Source organism: Microbispora bryophytorum (genome assembly GCF_006874465.1).
GTDB lineage: Bacteria > Actinomycetota > Actinomycetes > Streptosporangiales > Streptosporangiaceae > Microbispora > Microbispora bryophytorum.
In genome coordinates this window covers 1-16,156 of sequence record NZ_VIRL01000001.1, presented here as the reverse complement: position 1 = coordinate 16,156, position 16,156 = coordinate 1, and the positions used below count along the sequence as shown (strand labels likewise).

General features: G+C 70.8%; 17 protein-coding genes. 11 read left to right on the top strand and 6 right to left on the bottom strand.

The features are described 5' to 3' along the window. Positions 1–134: 134 nt before the first annotated feature. The 4 genes from FLX07_RS00085 to FLX07_RS00070 all read right to left on the bottom strand — a co-directional run bounded on the left by FLX07_RS00085 (position 135) and on the right by FLX07_RS00070 (position 3,426). The gene (locus tag FLX07_RS00085; RefSeq protein WP_142567359.1) at positions 135–407 is read right to left on the bottom strand and encodes a GlsB/YeaQ/YmgE family stress response membrane protein; all 273 of its coding nucleotides are present in this window, start codon (positions 405–407) and stop codon (positions 135–137) included. Positions 408–483: 76 nt separating this feature from the next. Continuing rightward, positions 484–1,158 (bottom strand): response regulator, encoded by a 675-nt coding sequence (locus FLX07_RS00080; protein WP_142567358.1) that lies wholly within the window; start codon positions 1,156–1,158, stop codon positions 484–486. After that, on the bottom strand, positions 1,155–2,309 hold the full coding sequence (locus FLX07_RS00075; RefSeq protein ID WP_142567357.1) for a sensor histidine kinase: 1,155 nt from the start codon (positions 2,307–2,309) through the stop codon (positions 1,155–1,157). The genes FLX07_RS00080 and FLX07_RS00075 overlap by 4 nt, the downstream gene beginning before the upstream one ends. Before the next feature lie 82 nt (positions 2,310–2,391). Beyond that, the gene (locus tag FLX07_RS00070) at positions 2,392–3,426 is read right to left on the bottom strand and encodes a LacI family DNA-binding transcriptional regulator (RefSeq protein ID WP_142567356.1); all 1,035 of its coding nucleotides are present in this window, start codon (positions 3,424–3,426) and stop codon (positions 2,392–2,394) included. Positions 3,427–3,552: 126 nt separating this feature from the next. On the opposite strand from FLX07_RS00070, the gene FLX07_RS00065 reads away from it, so the two are divergent. After that, the gene (locus FLX07_RS00065; protein ID WP_229689429.1) at positions 3,553–4,224 is read left to right on the top strand and encodes a phosphoribosyltransferase; all 672 of its coding nucleotides are present in this window, start codon (positions 3,553–3,555) and stop codon (positions 4,222–4,224) included. Here FLX07_RS00065 and FLX07_RS00060 read toward each other — a convergent pair. Further along, entirely contained in the window at positions 4,194–4,406 is a 213-nt protein-coding gene (locus FLX07_RS00060) for a DUF1918 domain-containing protein (RefSeq protein WP_142567355.1), read from the bottom strand. The genes FLX07_RS00065 and FLX07_RS00060 overlap by 31 nt on opposite strands. Positions 4,407–4,573: 167 nt before the next feature. On the opposite strand from FLX07_RS00060, the gene FLX07_RS00055 reads away from it, so the two are divergent. The 6 genes from FLX07_RS00055 to FLX07_RS36205 all read left to right on the top strand — a co-directional run bounded on the left by FLX07_RS00055 (position 4,574) and on the right by FLX07_RS36205 (position 11,999). Then, positions 4,574–5,005, top strand: coding sequence for a CBS domain-containing protein (locus FLX07_RS00055; RefSeq protein WP_142567354.1), 432 nt, complete (start codon positions 4,574–4,576; stop codon positions 5,003–5,005). Next, positions 5,006–6,343, top strand: a complete 1,338-nt coding sequence (locus FLX07_RS00050) for an acyltransferase family protein (RefSeq protein WP_142567353.1) — start codon at positions 5,006–5,008, stop codon at positions 6,341–6,343. 230 nt (positions 6,344–6,573) lie between these two features. Then, the gene (locus FLX07_RS00045) at positions 6,574–7,710 is read left to right on the top strand and encodes an AI-2E family transporter (RefSeq protein ID WP_229689428.1); all 1,137 of its coding nucleotides are present in this window, start codon (positions 6,574–6,576) and stop codon (positions 7,708–7,710) included. A gap of 91 nt (positions 7,711–7,801) precedes the next feature. Then, positions 7,802–8,455, top strand: coding sequence for a hypothetical protein (locus FLX07_RS00040; RefSeq protein WP_142567352.1), 654 nt, complete (start codon positions 7,802–7,804; stop codon positions 8,453–8,455). Between the two features lie 95 nt (positions 8,456–8,550). Next, on the top strand, positions 8,551–11,247 hold the full coding sequence (locus tag FLX07_RS38205; RefSeq protein ID WP_142567351.1) for an HNH endonuclease signature motif containing protein: 2,697 nt from the start codon (positions 8,551–8,553) through the stop codon (positions 11,245–11,247). A gap of 221 nt (positions 11,248–11,468) precedes the next feature. Then, on the top strand, positions 11,469–11,999 hold the full coding sequence (locus FLX07_RS36205) for a hypothetical protein (protein ID WP_167748055.1): 531 nt from the start codon (positions 11,469–11,471) through the stop codon (positions 11,997–11,999). A 58-nt stretch (positions 12,000–12,057) separates the two neighbouring features. Here FLX07_RS36205 and FLX07_RS00025 read toward each other — a convergent pair whose 3' ends face one another. Continuing rightward, positions 12,058–12,714 carry a hypothetical protein gene (locus FLX07_RS00025; protein ID WP_142567349.1) on the bottom strand — a complete coding sequence of 219 codons (657 nt, stop codon included), beginning with the start codon at positions 12,712–12,714 and terminating at the stop codon, positions 12,058–12,060. A gap of 254 nt (positions 12,715–12,968) precedes the next feature. Here FLX07_RS00025 and FLX07_RS00020 point away from each other — a divergent pair, with 254 nt between their 5' ends. The 4 genes from FLX07_RS00020 to FLX07_RS00005 all read left to right on the top strand — a co-directional run bounded on the left by FLX07_RS00020 (position 12,969) and on the right by FLX07_RS00005 (position 16,009). Beyond that, positions 12,969–13,370, top strand: a complete 402-nt coding sequence (locus FLX07_RS00020) for a VOC family protein (protein WP_223852876.1) — start codon at positions 12,969–12,971, stop codon at positions 13,368–13,370. Positions 13,371–13,460: 90 nt separating this feature from the next. Beyond that, complete coding sequence (locus FLX07_RS00015; protein ID WP_142568043.1) at positions 13,461–14,549, top strand: patatin-like phospholipase family protein; 1,089 nt, start codon at positions 13,461–13,463, stop codon at positions 14,547–14,549. Next, the gene (locus FLX07_RS00010; RefSeq protein ID WP_189104847.1) at positions 14,546–15,313 is read left to right on the top strand and encodes an NAD(P)H-binding protein; all 768 of its coding nucleotides are present in this window, start codon (positions 14,546–14,548) and stop codon (positions 15,311–15,313) included. The genes FLX07_RS00015 and FLX07_RS00010 overlap by 4 nt, the downstream gene beginning before the upstream one ends. Positions 15,314–15,418: 105 nt before the next feature. After that, positions 15,419–16,009 (top strand): dihydrofolate reductase family protein, encoded by a 591-nt coding sequence (locus FLX07_RS00005; RefSeq protein WP_142567348.1) that lies wholly within the window; start codon positions 15,419–15,421, stop codon positions 16,007–16,009. The last annotated feature ends 147 nt before the right edge of the window (positions 16,010–16,156 follow it).

The following is a 16,156-nucleotide window of genomic DNA, read 5'->3' as shown; positions in this document are numbered from 1 at the left end:
ACGCCGAGGCGTGACGGGGAGAATCAATAGATGTCGGTGATTTCGCAAAGACCGCGACAGACCGCGACAGACCGCGACAGACCATGACATGCGATGGCCCCGGTCCGCGCCGGGGCCATCGGCGGAGCCAGGACCTACCCGACGCTTCTGCGGCGGTACAGCGCCACCGCGGCCACGACACCGGCGGCGGCGAGGACCACCTGGATGATCAGTTCGATCCAGTCGATCCCGGGAGTCGTGGCGACTCCCAGGCCACGGGCGATCGCCGAGCCGATGAGGGCGGCGATGATACCGATGACCACGGTCAGCCAGATAGGGATGGCCTGACGCCCCGGCACGACCAGCCGGCCGAGAGCGCCGATGATGAGTCCGATGATTATGGCGGAGATGATGCCGCTGACGGCCATGCTGCCACCCTCCTTGTGTTCGGCTGCCTGCCTTCTGCCCAGGCAAAACCGGACAAAACACGACAAAAAGGGAGGATTAGGGTTGCGTGATGCGGTTCTCCCAGGCCCAGGCCGCGATCTCGACCCGGTTGCGCAGGCCGAGCTTGGCCTGGATGCCGGCCACATGGCTCTTGACCGTGCTCAGCGAGATGAACAGCTCGGCCGCGATCTCCTGGTTCGTACGGCCCCGGGCGACGGCCCGGACGACCTCCACCTCCCGGTTGGAGAGGGGATGGTCCGCCCCGCCGGCGGCCGGCAGCTGAGCCGACAGCTGAGCCGGCAGCTGAGCCGTCAGATGGCGCAGCAGCCGCAGGGTGACCGACGGGGAGACCAGGGCGTCACCCTGGTGGGCGGCCCGTACGGCCTCCACGAGCAGGGCGGGGCCGCAGTCCTTGAGCACGAAGCCGGTCGCACCCGCCCGCAACGCGCCGTAGACGTACTCGTCCAGGTCGAACGTGGTGACCACGACCACCCGCAGCGGGTCGGGGACGCCCGGCCCGGCCAGGGCACGGGTGACCTCGATGCCGTCGAGCCGGGGCATGCGCACGTCCACCAGGCTCACGTCGGGCCGCAGCCGCCGGGCCGCCTCCACGGCCTCGGCGCCGTCGGCCGCCTCGGCGACCACCGCGATGTCGGGCTGGTCCTCCAGGATCAGCCGCAGGCCGCCGCGGACCATCGCCTGGTCGTCGGCCACCAACACCCTGATCGTCATCGGCGTGCCCGCTCCGGCAGCGCCTGCGACCGGGGCACGGGCAGGGTGGCGAGCACCGACCAGCCGGATCCGGGGCGCGCCCCGGCGCGCAGCGTGCCGCCGAGTGCCTCGACCCGCTCGCGCATCCCGATCAGGCCGTACCCGCCGCGCTGGTGGTGCCGCGAGGGGCTCCGGGGAGAGTCGTCGGCGACCTCGACGGTGAGCGTCTCACGGTCGCGCTCCACGCTGACCGTGACCGAGCGGGCGTGTGGGGCATGGCGGGAGACGTTGGTCAGCGACTCCTGCACGATCCTGTAGACCGTGCCGGCCACCTCGGGCGGCCACGTCGCCGTCTCCTCCTCGCCCGGCAGCCGCAGGCGCACCGCACGGCCGCCCGCCTCGAAGCGCCCGACCAGCTCGTCCAGCCCGCCGGGCGCGGGGGCGGCGGGCTCGTCCGGGTCGCGCAGCAGGCCGACGACGCGGCGCATCGCGGCCAGTGCGCCGGACCCGGCGGCCTCGATCTCGGCCAGGGCGTCGCCCGCCTTCTCCGGGCTCTTCCGTGCGATCAGGCGGGCGGCCTGGGCCTGCACTACGATGCCGGTGACGTGGTGGGCGACGACGTCGTGCAACTCGCGGGCGAGCCTCAGCCGTTCCGCGCGGCGCACCTCGTCGGCGACGGCCCGCCTTCGGGCGTCGAGCAGCCGCGGGCACAGCCCGGCCACGACGGCGACGGCCCAGGCCAGGACGTTCATCGCGGTGACCAAGGGCATCGCGGCGGCGAGCGTGTGCGCCGTCAGCAGGCTGCCGACGGCCACGGCCACGGCCAGCCCGCCGGCCGCCACGCCGCAGGCCGTGAGGGCCGGCAGCGCCCTGACCGCCGCGCCGACCAGCACCGCCAGGCCGAGGGCCATCCCGGGTCCGGGTTCGCTGGGCAGATCGGCGAACCTGGCGGCCAGGACGGCGGTCGCCGCGACCGCCAGACCGGCCGCGGCCGCCCGCGCCGGGTCGAACCGGCGCGCCAGGGCGATCAGGCACACCACCGCGCCCGCGGCGAAGTCGAACCTCCAGTAGCCGCCGCCCCAGCTGCCGGCGATCCGGGAAGCCCAGAAGACCAGCACCACGGCGAAAACGGCGCCGAGCCCGACGTCGGCCGCCCATCCCCTTACCCGCACAGCAGCGAGGCTACGAGATCGGTCGCCCGGACAGAACCGGCCAAAAGTACTGTTATTGCTGGGCCGGTTATTGCTGTGCCGGTTATCGGTGCGGCGGTGCGGTGCTCTCCCGTACGACGAGGGTGGTCGCGAGCTCGACCCGGTGCTGTTCGAGCGGCTCGCCCTCCGCGAGGGCCGCGACCATCCGCGCGGCGGCGGCCCCCATCTGCACGAGCGGCTGCCGTACGGTCGTCATGGGCGGCCCGGCCCACTGGGTGAACGACAGGTCGTCGAACCCGACGACGCTCAGGTCCTCGGGGATGCGCAGCCCGGCCCGCCTCGCGGCCTCGTACACGCCGAGCGCCTGCAGGTCGTTGGCGGCGAAGACGGCGGTCGGGGGATCGGGCAGGCGCAGCAGTTCGGTCCCGTCACGCAGGCCGCCCTCCATGTACAGGGTGCTGACGCGCACGAGATCGGGGTCCACGGGCACGTCCGCCGCGTCCATCGCGGCGCGGTAGCCGTCGAGCCGGGCCCGGCAGCACGGCCACTGCGTCGGCCCGCTCAGCATCGCGATGCGGCGGTGGCCGAGGTCGAGCAGGTGGCGGGTCGCGGCCATCCCGCCGCTCCAGTTGGTGGCGCCGACCGACGGGGTCTCATGCAGCGGCTCGCCGGTCGGGTCGAGCACGACGAGGGGAATCGAGCGGGTGGCGAGCTGCGACTGCTGCTGCACGGTGAGCTCGGAGAAGACCGCGACGACGCCGGTGGGGCGGCGGGCGAGCACCTGCTCGGTCCAGGCCCTGCCCGGGGTGAGCCGGCCCTGCATCTCGGTCAGCACCACGGCCAGCTCATGCTCCCTGGCGACCTGCTCGACCCCCTGGATGATCTCCAGTGCCCACAGGCTCTCCAGAGCGTGGAAGACGAGCTCGATGATCGCGGCGGGCTCGCTGTCGCGGCGCCGGTATCCGTGCTCCCGCAGCACCGCCTCCACCCGCTGCCGCGTGGTCAGGGCGACTCCCGCATGCCCGTTGAGCACCCGCGACACGGTCGGCGCGGACACCCCCGCCAGGTGGGCGATCTCGGCCACGGTCAGCCTCTGACGCGGAAGATCCCCATCGAGGGCCCGGTCGGTCGAGGTCACGGCGAACAGTCTATGGGCCTTCGCCCTCTTTCGGCTGGATCAGGCCGCCCGTCGGCGCCCGGGCCCTTCGGCCCTACCGCGGACGGCGGTGGAGGGAGACGGTGAAAACAGAGGTGGAAGGCGGGGGTGACCGCCGTGTTCGTCGATCGTCGTGACGCGGGCCTGCGCCTGGGCGAGCGCTTGCGCGGACTCCGGGGAACGGGGGACGTGGTCGTCCTCGGGCTGCCCCGAGGGGGCGTGCCGGTGGCGTTCCAGGTGGCCAGGGCCCTCGGCGCCCCCCTGGACGTGATCGTCGTACGCAAGCTCGGCGTGCCGTACCAGCCGGAGCTGGGCTTCGGCGCCATCGGCGAGGGCGGGGTGCGGGTGGTGAACCCCGACGTCGTACGGCTCGCCAACATCACCCGCAGCGAGATGGCCGAGGTGGAGCGCCGCGAGCGGGCCGAGCTGGAGCGCAGGGCCCGCCGCTTCCGGGCCGGTCGCGAGCCGGTGGACCTGGCCGGCCGGACGGTGATCGTGGTGGACGACGGGATCGCGACGGGCGGGACGGCCCGCGCCGCCTGCCAGGTGGCGCGCGCGCACGGGGCCTCCAGGGTGGTGCTCGCGGTGCCGGTCGGCGCCCCCGAGACGATCGCGAGCCTGCGCAGGGACGCCGACGAGGTCGTCTGCCTGGACACGCCCGACCACTTCTACGCGATCGGCTCGTGGTACGACGACTTCACCCAGGCGAGCGACGAGGACGTGGTCGAATGTCTGCGGCTCGCCGGTGGTCAGGGGCTCTCGGGCGACCGCTCCCAGTAGTGCTCGATCCGGGCGTCGGGCCCGGGGTAGAAGCACGGCGTCTCCCGCTCCTCGTCGAGCCATCGCACGAGATAGGGGGGCGAGCCGTCGGTGTGGTAGAGCGCGACCACGATCCCGATGCGGCCCGCCCTGCCCCCGTGGATGCTCTCGACGATCAGGTGGTCGCCGACCGACGCCTTCATGGTTACGGCCTGAGCAATCCGGAGGGCTTCGCCCGTTCGCCGGCCTCGATGATGCTCCGCGTGACCATGGGACCACCTCCATCTCCATGTTTATTCGAACTTAGGCGGATAAATAGGGCATTAGGTCACAAGTGGGGCGGGCTTCCGTGCGAGGGGGAGAGCCGACCGTGAAGATCAAAGATGTCATGTCCACGCCGGTGGTCGTGGTCCCGCCGATCACGCCGGTGCGGGACGTCGCGCGGCACATGGACTACTCGGGCGTCGGCTGCGTCGTGGTGTCGGAGGGGCGGGGCGTCGCCGGCATCGTGACCGACCGCGACCTCGCCGTACGCGTGCTCGCCCAGGACAGGACCGGCGACACACCGGTCGGCCAGGTGATGTCGGAGCACCCGGTGGTGGTGCAGGCGGAGGACGAGGTCGAGGTGGCCTTCGACACGTTCCGCCGCCACTCCTTCCGCAGGCTCCCGGTGGACGCCGAGGGAGGCGTGGTCGGCATGCTGACGATCGACGACCTGCTCCTCCAGATGCACCAGCTCACCGCCGACCTGCTCACGCCGGTGGTCAAGGAGATCAGCGAGCCGCAGCATCAGAGCGACTAGATGTTCACCCCACTGCGGCGTACGGCGGAGCGCACGCCGCCCGGCCGCGACCGTCACATCGACCTGCTCCGCGCCGTCGCCATCGCGCTGGTGGTCCTCGGGCACTGGCTGGCCGTCGTGGTGACGTACGGCGAGCGGGTCGGCGGCGACACGATCCTCGCGTTCGTCTCCTGGGCCAGGCCGCTCACCTGGCTGTTCCAGGTCATGCCGGTCTTCTTCCTGGTGGGCGGCTTCGCGGGAGCCGCGTCGCTCGGCTCCTACCGGCGGCGGGGCGGCGACGCGATCGGCTGGTTCCTGTGCCGCACCGACCGCCTGATCCGCCCGACGACGGCGTTCCTGCTCGCGCTGGGCGGCGCGGCCCTGCTCACGCTCCTCCTGGGGGTCGACCCCGCCGTCGTGGGCATGGGAGTCTGGCTCGCCTGCCTGCCGTTGTGGTTCCTCATCGCGTACGTCACGGTCGTCCTGCTCACCCCGATCCTGCTCGCGCTGCACCGCAGGGCGGGCCTCGCGGTGCCCGCCGCGCTCGCGGTGGCGGTGGCGTTCGGCGACGCGGCGCGGCTGCTCGGCGGCCCGGCCGTGCTAGGCACGGCCAACTACCTGCTGGCCTGGGCGGCGGTCTACCAGCTCGGCATCGCCTGGCGGGAGGGGGCCCTGCCCGCCTGTCCCCGTGTGGCCGTGCCCATGATCGCGGGCGGCCTGACGGCCCTCGTGCTGCTCACCGTTCCTGGGCCCTACCCGGTGAGCATGGTGACCGATCCCGGCGGCCGCCTGCAGAACACCTCGCCGCCGACGCTCGCGCTGCTCGCCCTGGCGGTCACGCAGACGGGGATCGCCCTGCTCCTGCACGAGCGCGGCGGGCGCATGCTGCGCCGTACGCGCCCGTGGACCGCCGTCGTCGCCGCCAACTCCGTGATCATGACGGTGTTCCTCTGGCACATGACCGCGGTCGTGATCGCCGTGCCCGCCCTCTACATGACCGGCCTGCTGCCGCAGCCGCCTCCCGGGTCGGCCGCCTGGCTGCTCCTGCGCGTGCCCTGGCTCGCGTTCCTGACGGCGACCCTCGCGGTCCTCGTCGTCCTGTTCGCCTTCGTGGAGCGGCGCGGAGGCCCCTGCCCGGCGCCGGAGGCCGGGAGGTCGGGGGCGGGAACGGGGGCCAGGACGGTGGCCGTGACCCTGGCGGGGACCGGCCTGGTCGTCGCGGGCCTGCTCGGCGCGGCGCTCACCGGCGCGCAGGGCCTGCCCGCGCCGATGCTCCCCGTCCACTTCGCCGTCTACTTCGCCGTCTATTTCGCCGGCGCCGCGCTGCTGCGGGCCGCCCGATCGGCGCACCGGCCATGAGAGCGCCGGCGCAGGACCGGAAGGGGATCCTTCTGGAGGTCGCGGCTCTCACCAATTGGGAACAAAAGGGCGACTCGTCCGGATAGGTCCGTGTCAAGTGACCTTGATGGGGCAGCAGTGGGGGCGTGTCCGACAGCGGTCTATCCCCAGGCAGCGGCATCTCCAGCGTGTTCCCCTCACTCCCCGGCCAGGGGGAGGCGACCCCGGCCCCCGGCCGATCTTCGGACGGCGTGAGCCGACCGGGCGTCGATCACGTCGATCCCATCGATCCCATTGATCCCATCGGTCACGGCGCCGACGGTGTGACGGCCTCCGACCGGCCGTTCGGCCTGCCGGGACGTCCGCTGCGCAGCAACCCGTTCATGTTCGGCCTGACCGGCGCCCTGGGCGTGCTCACCGCATGGCTCCTGGTGCAGGCGATCTCCGGCGCCGTCTCGGCGATCGTGCTGATCGTGGTCTCGCTGTTCCTGGCCATCGGCCTGAACCCCGCGGTCGAGGCGCTGCAGCGGCGCAACCTGTCCCGCCGTCTCGCGATCACGATCGTGTTCGGGTCGGTCATCGCGTGCTTCGTGGTCTTCGGGCTCGCGGTCGTGCCGCCGCTGACCGAGCAGACCACCGGGTTCGCCCGGGAACTGCCCGACTACGTGCAGCAGCTCCAGAACCACCCGATGATCCGCTCGGTGGACGAGCGCTACCAGATCCTCGACAAGATCCAGCAATACGTCGCGGGCGGCGGGCTGGCCACGCAGATGTTCGGCGGGCTCCTCGGTGTGGCGAGCATAGTGATCAGCGCGCTGTTCAGCGGCTTCACGGTGCTCGTGCTCACGCTCTACTTCCTCGGGTCGCTCAACTCCATGAAGGAGACGGCCTACCGGTTCGTGCCCCGCTCCCGCCGTACGCGGGTCCGCCTGCTCGGGGACGAGATCATTAACCAGATCGGCGGCTACGTCGCGGGCAACCTGATCATCTCGCTGATCGCCGGCGTGGTGACCTTCCTGTTCTTGGCCATGCTGAAGGTGCCGTACGCGCTCGCGCTGGCGATCTTCGTCGCGGTCACCGACCTGATTCCCCTGGTCGGCGCGGTCATCGGCGCTGTCGTGGCCTCGGGGGTGGGCTTCCTCTCCTCGGTGCAGGTCGGCATCGCCTGCGTGGTCTTCTTCGTCGTCTACCAGCAGGTCGAGAACTACTTGATCTCCCCAAAGGTGTTCAAGTCGTCGGTCGACGTGCCGCCCGTGGCGACCATCGTGGGAGCCCTGCTCGGCGGGGCGCTGCTCGGCATCGTGGGCGCCCTGCTCGGCATTCCGCTGGCGGCGGCCCTGCTCCTCCTGGCCCGCGAGGTGGTGCTGCCCCGCCAGGAGCGGCTATAGCCGTTTCAGGAAGAGGGGTGCCGTCACGCACCCGCTGACAGAGGATCGCGTCATGCGACTTGCGTACCGAATCGCAGGGTTATGGGGGCGTGTGGCGTTGCTCGTCGTGCTGCTGTGGGGCGCTCTGGTGACCGCGCTCAGCATGACCCCGCGCGAGCGCACCCTCGCCGACTTCCACACCGCGCTCCGGACCGGGCAGGTCACGTACGTCATCTACCACGGCACCCCGGTGGATCTGCGGTGGTCGACGGGCCCTCTGTTCTGGTATCACGCCGATCGCTCTGCGAACGGCGCCTACACCGCCGGCGCACTCCTGCGCGACTTGAACACCGCCGTTCCCCGCCCGGAGGCCACGCTCGCCCACCCGCGCCAAGGGCTCTTCCCGGACTGGCCGTTCCGCGTGCCGTTCCGCCTGCCGTTCCATGGCGCGACCTGGCTCGTCGGCGGGGCCTGGATCGTCGCGCTCCTCATCATGATGGGTACGGACGGGCCCAGGCTGGGAAACAGATGGGCCTGGTTCTGGCTGTTCACCGTGGGCGAGGTGGGCGCGATGCTGTTCCTTCTCCTCGAACCCCGGCCGCTGTGGCGCGGACTGGAGCCACAGAATCCGGTTCGCAATCGGATGGGCGGAGGTGGCGGCTGCGTGCTGGCTCTCTGTCTCAGCCTGGTGATCCCCGTTCTCGTCGCGGTCGGGCTCTCCCGGGTGTTGCACACTCTGCTCGATCTCCTGTCCGCGGCTCCGTAAGCCTGTAGCTCCAACAAATCGCCTCGCAAGGTTGCTCTGTGTGATGTTGGTGGGAGAAAATTGAAACAGAATTTCGAATCTCGTTGGGAGGTGCAATGGATATGTTCGATATCGATCCTGAGCACTCCCATCGTTCGAATGACTCTGGAGACTGGTGGGACCGGTTGACCTCCGGTTCCCGGTTGTGGTCCGCGGATGGCTCGGCCGCTCGTGAGCACTTTCCGATCGCCGATCCCCAGCCGACGCGGCACGCGAGCCGCACCAAGGCCGACAGCAGCACCAGCACCAACAGCAGCACCGGCAGCGGGCTCACGGACGGTGAGGGCGTCGACGACGACGCGTCCGGTGCCGCGAGCGCCGACAGCGCTGGTGGTGTCGGTGCCGGTGCCGGGAGCGCCCGTGGTGCGGGCGGTGGCGGGAGTGCTGGTGGTGCCGGTGCCGATGCCGGGAGCGCCGGTGGTGGTCAGGCCGGTCCCGGTCAGGGCAAGGGCCGGTCGTCGTGGGTGCTCGTGGGTTCGTTGCGTGAGTCGGCGCAGGCGTTGGCGTTGGCGGCGTTGCCGGGCGATGCGGATGTCTGTCTTGCTGAGGCTGAGGATTTGTTGTTCGCGCGGGATCGGATCACGTGCGCGTTGGCGGATCGGGTGGGGCGGGTGCATGGGGCGGGGCAGGCCAGGCAGCATGGGCATGCCTCGACCCGTAGTTGGTTGCGCACCGCCGCCGGGATGAGCGTGGCGGGGGCGGGTCGTCTGCTGACTTTGGCGGTGGAGTTGGCGCGTCTGCCGAGGGTGCGGGAGAAGTTCGCCGCGGGGGTGTTGTCGGCGGGGGTGGTGGAGGCGATCTGTACGGCCACCGCGCGGTTGAGTGATGAGCATGCGGGGCTGGCTGAGCCGATTTTGCTGGAGTTGGCGGGTAAGGCGGGGCCGGCGGAGGTGGCCAAGGCGGGGCGGTATCTGCGGGCGGTGTTGGACCCTGATGGTGAGGAGCGGGACGAGCGGGCCGATTACGGGCGGCGGTTTTTGCGGGTCCGCCCCACTGCGGGTGGGGGCTTGGAGGGGGAGTTCTATCTGCCGCGTGAGGCGGCGGCGCGGTTGCGGGCGCTGTTGGATGCTTATGCCAAGCCGCGTGCGGAGGGCGATGATCGGCCGCTGCGGGTTCGCCAGGCGGATGCGTTCATCGCGTTGATGGAGCAGAAGATCGTCGCTGAGCTTCTGGTACTGGTCAACGCCGAATCCCTCCCCACCGACCCCGAACCCGACCACCCCGACCACCCCGAAGACCCCGCCCCCGACCACTCAGAAGACGCCCAGGACGGCGAGAACGCCCAGGGTGCGGACAGCGCCGAGGGCGGCCGGGACGGCCAGGACGGCGAGAACGCCGAGAACGGTGAGGGCACCGAGGGCGCGCAGGGTGGCGAAGGTGCCGGCGACGGCCAGGACGCTCAGGATGCCGAGGGTGCGGACAGTGCCGAGGATGGCGACAGTGAGGACACCGGCGCGTTCGGCGACCGCGGTAGCGTTGCCGGGCCGTGCCCTATGGAAGACGGCGACGTCGAAGACGCCATCCCCACCGACGAGGCCCCCGGCAACCTCGGCGACGATGAGGCCGACAGCCTCGGCGACGCGGACCCCGGCGATGTGGGCATGACCGGTGCTGCCGCACCTGCTCAGGGTGAGGGCCCCTACCGGCCGCGTCAGCCCGGCAGCGCCGAAGCCGAGACAGCAGCCGCTCCGGCAGCCGATGCCGATGCCGGGGCAGCCGCGGACGCCGCCGCCGGGAGCACCGACCTTGACCTTGCCTCTGCCGAGGGCGACGACACTGCACCGCCCAGGGGCGCAGACCGCGACCATGCCGCGGCCCACGCTGGAACAGACCCCGAGTGTGCACCAGCATGGCCTGCCTACGGCGGTAGCGCGCCTCCACACGCAGCATCTCCACAAGCAGCACCTCCACACGCGGTGCCTCCGAGCGGAGCGCATTCCTGCGCGGCGCAATGGCCGGATCCTCCTCCCGAGGACGCCGCCGCGCATCACACCCACGCCGGGCACCAGCCTGCGGGGGACTGCCGGCATGCGCAGGGCACGCCCGAAGGCCACGGCGACGTGCACCATGAGCAGTCGGGAGCAGGGACGGCGCGAGGCGCGGCACCGAGAGCGCCGAGACCGGAGCCGGGGACACCGCCGGGGAGGCCATCGGAGCCAGAGCCCGGGACACCGTCGAGCGAGCCTGGGCCGGGGACGCCGCCGGGCAAGCCACTGGGAGCAGCGCCGGGGAGGCCGCCGGGGAGGCCAACGGGGACAGCGTCAGGGACGCTGCCGGGGGCAGCGCCGGGCGAGCCGGGGGCGAGGGCAGCGCTGGGGGCGGTGCCGGGGGCTTTGCTGGGCACCGCGCCGGGGTTGTTGCTGGCGATCGGGCAGATGCTGCCGGTTTCCAGTGTGCATCGCCTGGCCCGCACAAGCGCGCTGGTGCGGTTGGTGATGGATGCCGAGGGGCAGGTGCTGGACATGGGCCGCAAGGTTCGCCTGGCCACGCCCGCCCAGCGGCGGGCCGTTTACGCCCGCTACGCCACCTGCTGGATTGACGGCTGTCCGCTGCCCGCCATCATGTGCCAGATCGACCACGCCGACAACTGGAGCACCGGCGGCCTGACCGACCTGAAACTCCTCGGCCCGGCCTGCCAGTTCCACAACCGCGACCGCTACCAGCACCCCGACCGCTACACCCGGCACAAGACCGGCACCGACCGCTGGACCTTCACCTACCAGCAGACCCGCATCAACCGGCTACGGATTTAGCGGGCCGCTGGCGACACGGACACGCGCTGACCGCGGTGCCCAGGGCGCCCTGGTCGCCCGGGGCGCTCAGCGCAAAGAAGGCATCAGCAACCGCACAGCACATCACACCCCGGGAGAAGGGAGGCGAAGTGAGGGGTATGAGCCGGATGCGTCGCTTGTGTGCCAATGCAAAGGCAGGTGTGGATCGGATGGGCGACATCAGGGCAGAAAGAACCCGCGTCGTGTCCATGTCCGCTCGGCGCATGGCCGTCGCCGCGCTCCTCATCGTGATGCCGAGCGTCGCCGTGGTGCCGCAGGCGCTGGCCGCGCCGGTCCCGGCCGCCGGTCACGGCCCGCATGGCCACGGCGGCAAGAGTGGACAGGGTGGTCATGGCGGCCAGGGCAAGAAGGGCCAGGGCAAGAAAGGCAAAGGGAAGAAGGGCAAGGGCCACGGTCACGGCGGCGCCCGTCTCGCCGGTTTCGGTGGCGGGTTGGGTGACGGCGGCGGCGGTGGTACGCAGCGCACGGCCGGCGTGAACACCGCCAACGCGCCGACGATCAGCAGCCCCCCCTACCAGCTCAATACGGGCAAGCGCAACGTGAACGCCCCCGCGGGCAACAGCGCCGTCGACTTCGCCGGCGTCCAGCAGGTGTCGAGCGTCAGCGTCTTCACCGACTCCCTGAGCGGCAACTGCAGAGGCGGGATCAAGAACTGCTCGATCAACCAGACCCTGGAGTCCAACGAGAGCAGGGGCGAAGGCATCGGGCACTGACAGGAGACGGGCGTCTCCCGCACGGAAGACGCCCGCCTTTCCCATGTTGGCCCGAGGATCAGAGCTCGCCGCTCTCGATCGCGTCTTTGAGGGCCTCCTGCAACTGCTGGTGCGAGGCGGTGCCGTTCGCGGCGACGAAGTCGATCAGCGAAGAGTCCGCTTCGAAGGTGAGGTTCTCCGTGACCCGGGTCTTCCCGCCGGGCAGTGGCGAGAAGTCGATCTTCTGGTGCGTTACCACGTTGGGCTGCGACCAACTGTCGGTCTCGTAGTAGAACCCGTCCGGGTGGAGGCGCTGCTGGGCGTGGGTCTTGCTGACCACGATCGTGCCCTCGTACGGGATCTCCTCGATCGCCGTGAGGTTGCGGTAGGTCGCGGGGGCCTCGCGCCACTCCTTGTGCGTGACGACCCGCTTCAGGAACGGGTTCTTACCGAGGTGGTTGTTGAAGTCCGAGTACTTGTAGAAGGTCAGCGGCATCGGCGAGTCGATGTCGACCGAGATGCTGTTCGTGACCCGGCTCCGGCCCGAGTCGGGCGCGGGCGGGGTGGTGTCGGTGAAGTGGTAGGTGTCCCAGGCGGTCTGCCACTCGGCGGCGATATCGGCGTCGCTCTCGGTCGTGCCGGGGGTGGTGTCGGCGTTCGCGGGAGCGGACAGGGCGGCCAGGACGAAGGCGGCGGCGAACACGGGGGCCGCAGTCGCTCGCAGGGTCTTTCTCACATGTACCTCGAAAGGAGGAGAAATAGTACGAGTGATCTTCTATCGCAACCGCAACCTGTTACAGAAGAGGCCATGCCGAAAATGACGATGCAAAAGGTGCGGTGCAGGAAGGTGACGGTGCAGAAGGCGACGGTGCAGAAGGCGACGGTGTAGCGGGGCCGCCGACGTCGGGAAGATCTCGATCTCGTCCCGTTCGAGCATGCGAGCGTGATCGGGACTTGGTACCGGCCGTCGCGACGAGCATCGTTGGACTCATGAGCACAACGAACATGCGCGTCAAGGGTTTCGATCATCTGGTGCTGACCGTGGAGGACGTCGAGCGGTCGCTGGCGTTCTACTGCGACGTCCTCGGCCTTGAGCCGGTGCGGGTGGACGAGTGGCGAGCGGGAAAGGCGCCGTTCCCCTCGGTGCGGGTGTCTCCGGACACGATCATCGATCTGCTGCGCGGCGACCGCGGCGAGCCGAACGTCGACCACTTCTGCCTGGTCGTCGAGCCGCTGGACTGGCAGGAGGTCGTCGACTCCGGCGCTCTCACCGTCATCGACGGACCCGGCCCCCGGTTCGGGGCGCGCGGCGTCGCCACTTCGGTCTACCTGAAGGACCCCGACGGCAACGTCATCGAACTGCGCTGGTATCCCCAGGACAAGGGGGAATGAGGGTTCGGTCGTATTGGCGCGGCGCCGAGGCCCGAGCCGTCCGAACGCGGTAGATCCACGTGAGGGCGGTCGGAAGAAGGGCTGGTGCCGATGGCCGGGATGGACAAGCGGGCCGATCTGGTGCTGGAGGGCGGCGGCGTCAAGGGCGTGGGCCTGGTCGGCGCGCTGCACGAACTGCACACCGCCGGATACCGGTTCGGACGGGCCGCCGGCACTCGTGTCGCCGGGACCTCCGCGGGGGCGGTGGTGGGAGCGCTGGCCGCGGCCGGAATGCCGCCGGAGCGCATGCGCGAGCTCCTGTTCGACGTCGACTACCGCAGGTTCAGGGACGCGTCCGCCGCGGAGCGCGTCCCGCTGGTCGGCAGGGGGTTCTCGCTGCTGTCCCTGCTGTTCGAACAGGGCGTGTTCGAGGGCGACTACCTGCGGGAGTGGCTGGGCAACGAGTTGGCCGGCCTGGGTGTCGAGACGTTCGACGACCTGGCCCTCGACGACCCGGCGCCCTGGATGGGCGAGGACCAGCGCTACAGCCTGGTGGTGACGGCCACGGACGTCACCCTGGGCCGGCTGGTGCGCCTGCCGTGGGACTACCGGAGCGTCTACGGCGTGGCGGAGCCGGGCAGGCAGCGGGTGGCCGACGCGGTCCGCGCCTCGATGTCGATCCCCTTCTTCTTCGAGCCCGTCACGATCGCCAATCCCGGCACCGGGCTGGTGTCGACGCTGGTGGACGGCGGCGTGCTGTCCAACTTCCCCATCGACACGCTCGACCGGCCCGACGGGCGGCAGCCGCGCTGGCCCACGTTCGGGGTCAAACTGCTCCCCGCGTTCGGGGAGGACACGCTCAGGCTGCCGCTTGTCGGGACTCCTCACCTGCCCGCCCTGCGGCTGCTGACGTCCCTGGTCGGGACCGCGATCGTCGGCCACGACCAGACGTACCTCGACCAGCCCTGGGTCAGGGCCCGCACCATTCAGGTCGACACCGAGGGCGTGGGGATGGTCGACTTCGACCTCGACGAGGGGCAGAGGCACCACCTCTACCGCAACGGCCGGACGGCCGCGGCGGCCTTCCTGGCCACCTGGGACTGGGACGACTACCGCGCCCGCTACCGTCCCCCCGCGAGAACGAGTGGCCGGAAAACCAGTGGCAGGGCCGAAACGGCCGGGAGTCTACTTGGCCCATGATCGTGATCTCAGCCGCCTCCGGCGCGCTCGGCCGCCTCGTCATCGACCGTTTACGCACCCGTACGGAGGTGGTGGCCGCGGTGCGCGACCTCGGCCGCGCGCCGGAGGGTGTGCCGGCCCGCCGCGGTGACTACGACGACCCGGCGAGTCTGCGCGAGGCGTTCGACGGGGCCGCCCGTCTCCTCCTGATCTCCTCTCCTGAGCTCGACACCCCCCGCAGGATCGAGCAGCACCTGAACGCGGTGACCGCGGCTAAGGAGGCCGGCGTCGGCGCGGTCGTCTTCACCAGCTTCCTGGGGGCCGGCGCCGGCGCGACCGGCATGACGGAGGCCTATCACGCCACCGAGCAGGCCATACTCCGCAGCGGCCTGCCGTACACGTTCCTGCGCCACCCCTTCTACAGCGACGCGTTCGTCCCGCGGGTCGTCGAGGGTGAGATCACCAGCAGCACCGGTGGACGCGGCCTGAACACGGCGTTCCGGTCGGATCTCGCCGAGGCGGCGGCCAACGTGCTGACCGGTGAGGGGCATCTGGGCCGGGCGTACGACTTCACCGGGCCACTGTGGAGCTATCCCGAGGTGGCCGAGGCGCTCGGCGTGCCCTACCGCGAGGTGGCCGACGCCGGGCCGGGCCCGATGAGCTGGATCAACGCGCAGATCCGCGCGGGGAAGCTGGAGCAGCGGACCGACGACCTCGAACGGGTGCTCGGCCGGCCCGCCGAGACGGTCGCCTCACGCGTCCTGGAGGTAGTAGCCGACAAATAGAGGTGTCTTGACAAATAAATTCGTCGGTAGCTACCGTGGGAACCACGACGGAGCCGGTGGACACAGACCGGTGGGCACAGACGGGTACACACGGAGGAGAGCGCGATGCGCATCGTGGTCATCGAATTCATGAGCGTGGACGGCGTCGTGCAGGCGCCGGGTGGTCCCGAGGAGGACACCGACGGCGGCTTCGCCCACGGCGGCTGGACGCATCCGTTCTTCGACCCGGAGATCGTCGGCGGCGCCTTCTACGACACGGTGAGCAAGGCGGAGGGACTGCTCTACGGCCGCCGCACCTGGCAGAACATGGCCGCCGCATGGCCCGAGCGGGCCGGCGACCCGTTCGCCGACCGGATGAACGCGATGCCGAAATACGTGGTGTCCGAGACGCTGAGCGACGACGAGCTGACCTGGAACACCACGCGAATCCCCGGCGACGCGGCCGTCGCCCGCCTCCGCGAGCTGCGGGACGCGGGCGACGGCGACCTGGTCGTCATGGGGAGCCCGAGCCTCGTGCGCACCCTCCTGCACGAGGGCCTGGTCGACGAGCTCCGGCTGATCGTCATGCCGGTGATCCTCGGCGGCGGAAAGACGATCTTCCCGAGCGACGGCCTGCGGCACAGGCTCGAACTCGTCTCCGCGACCACCGGCGGCACCGGCGTGCAGGTGTGCACCTACCGCCGGGCCGTCGAGTAGCGAGTCTTCCTGGTCCTTTCGTCTCAGGGGGTGGTGAGGTCGAAGCGGTTGACGGTGACCGCGCCGCCCAGGGACTGGGTGGCGTAGTTGAAGATGGCGAAGCGGTAGCCCATGAAGAACTGCCAGGCGTTGCCCATGGTGAAGGCC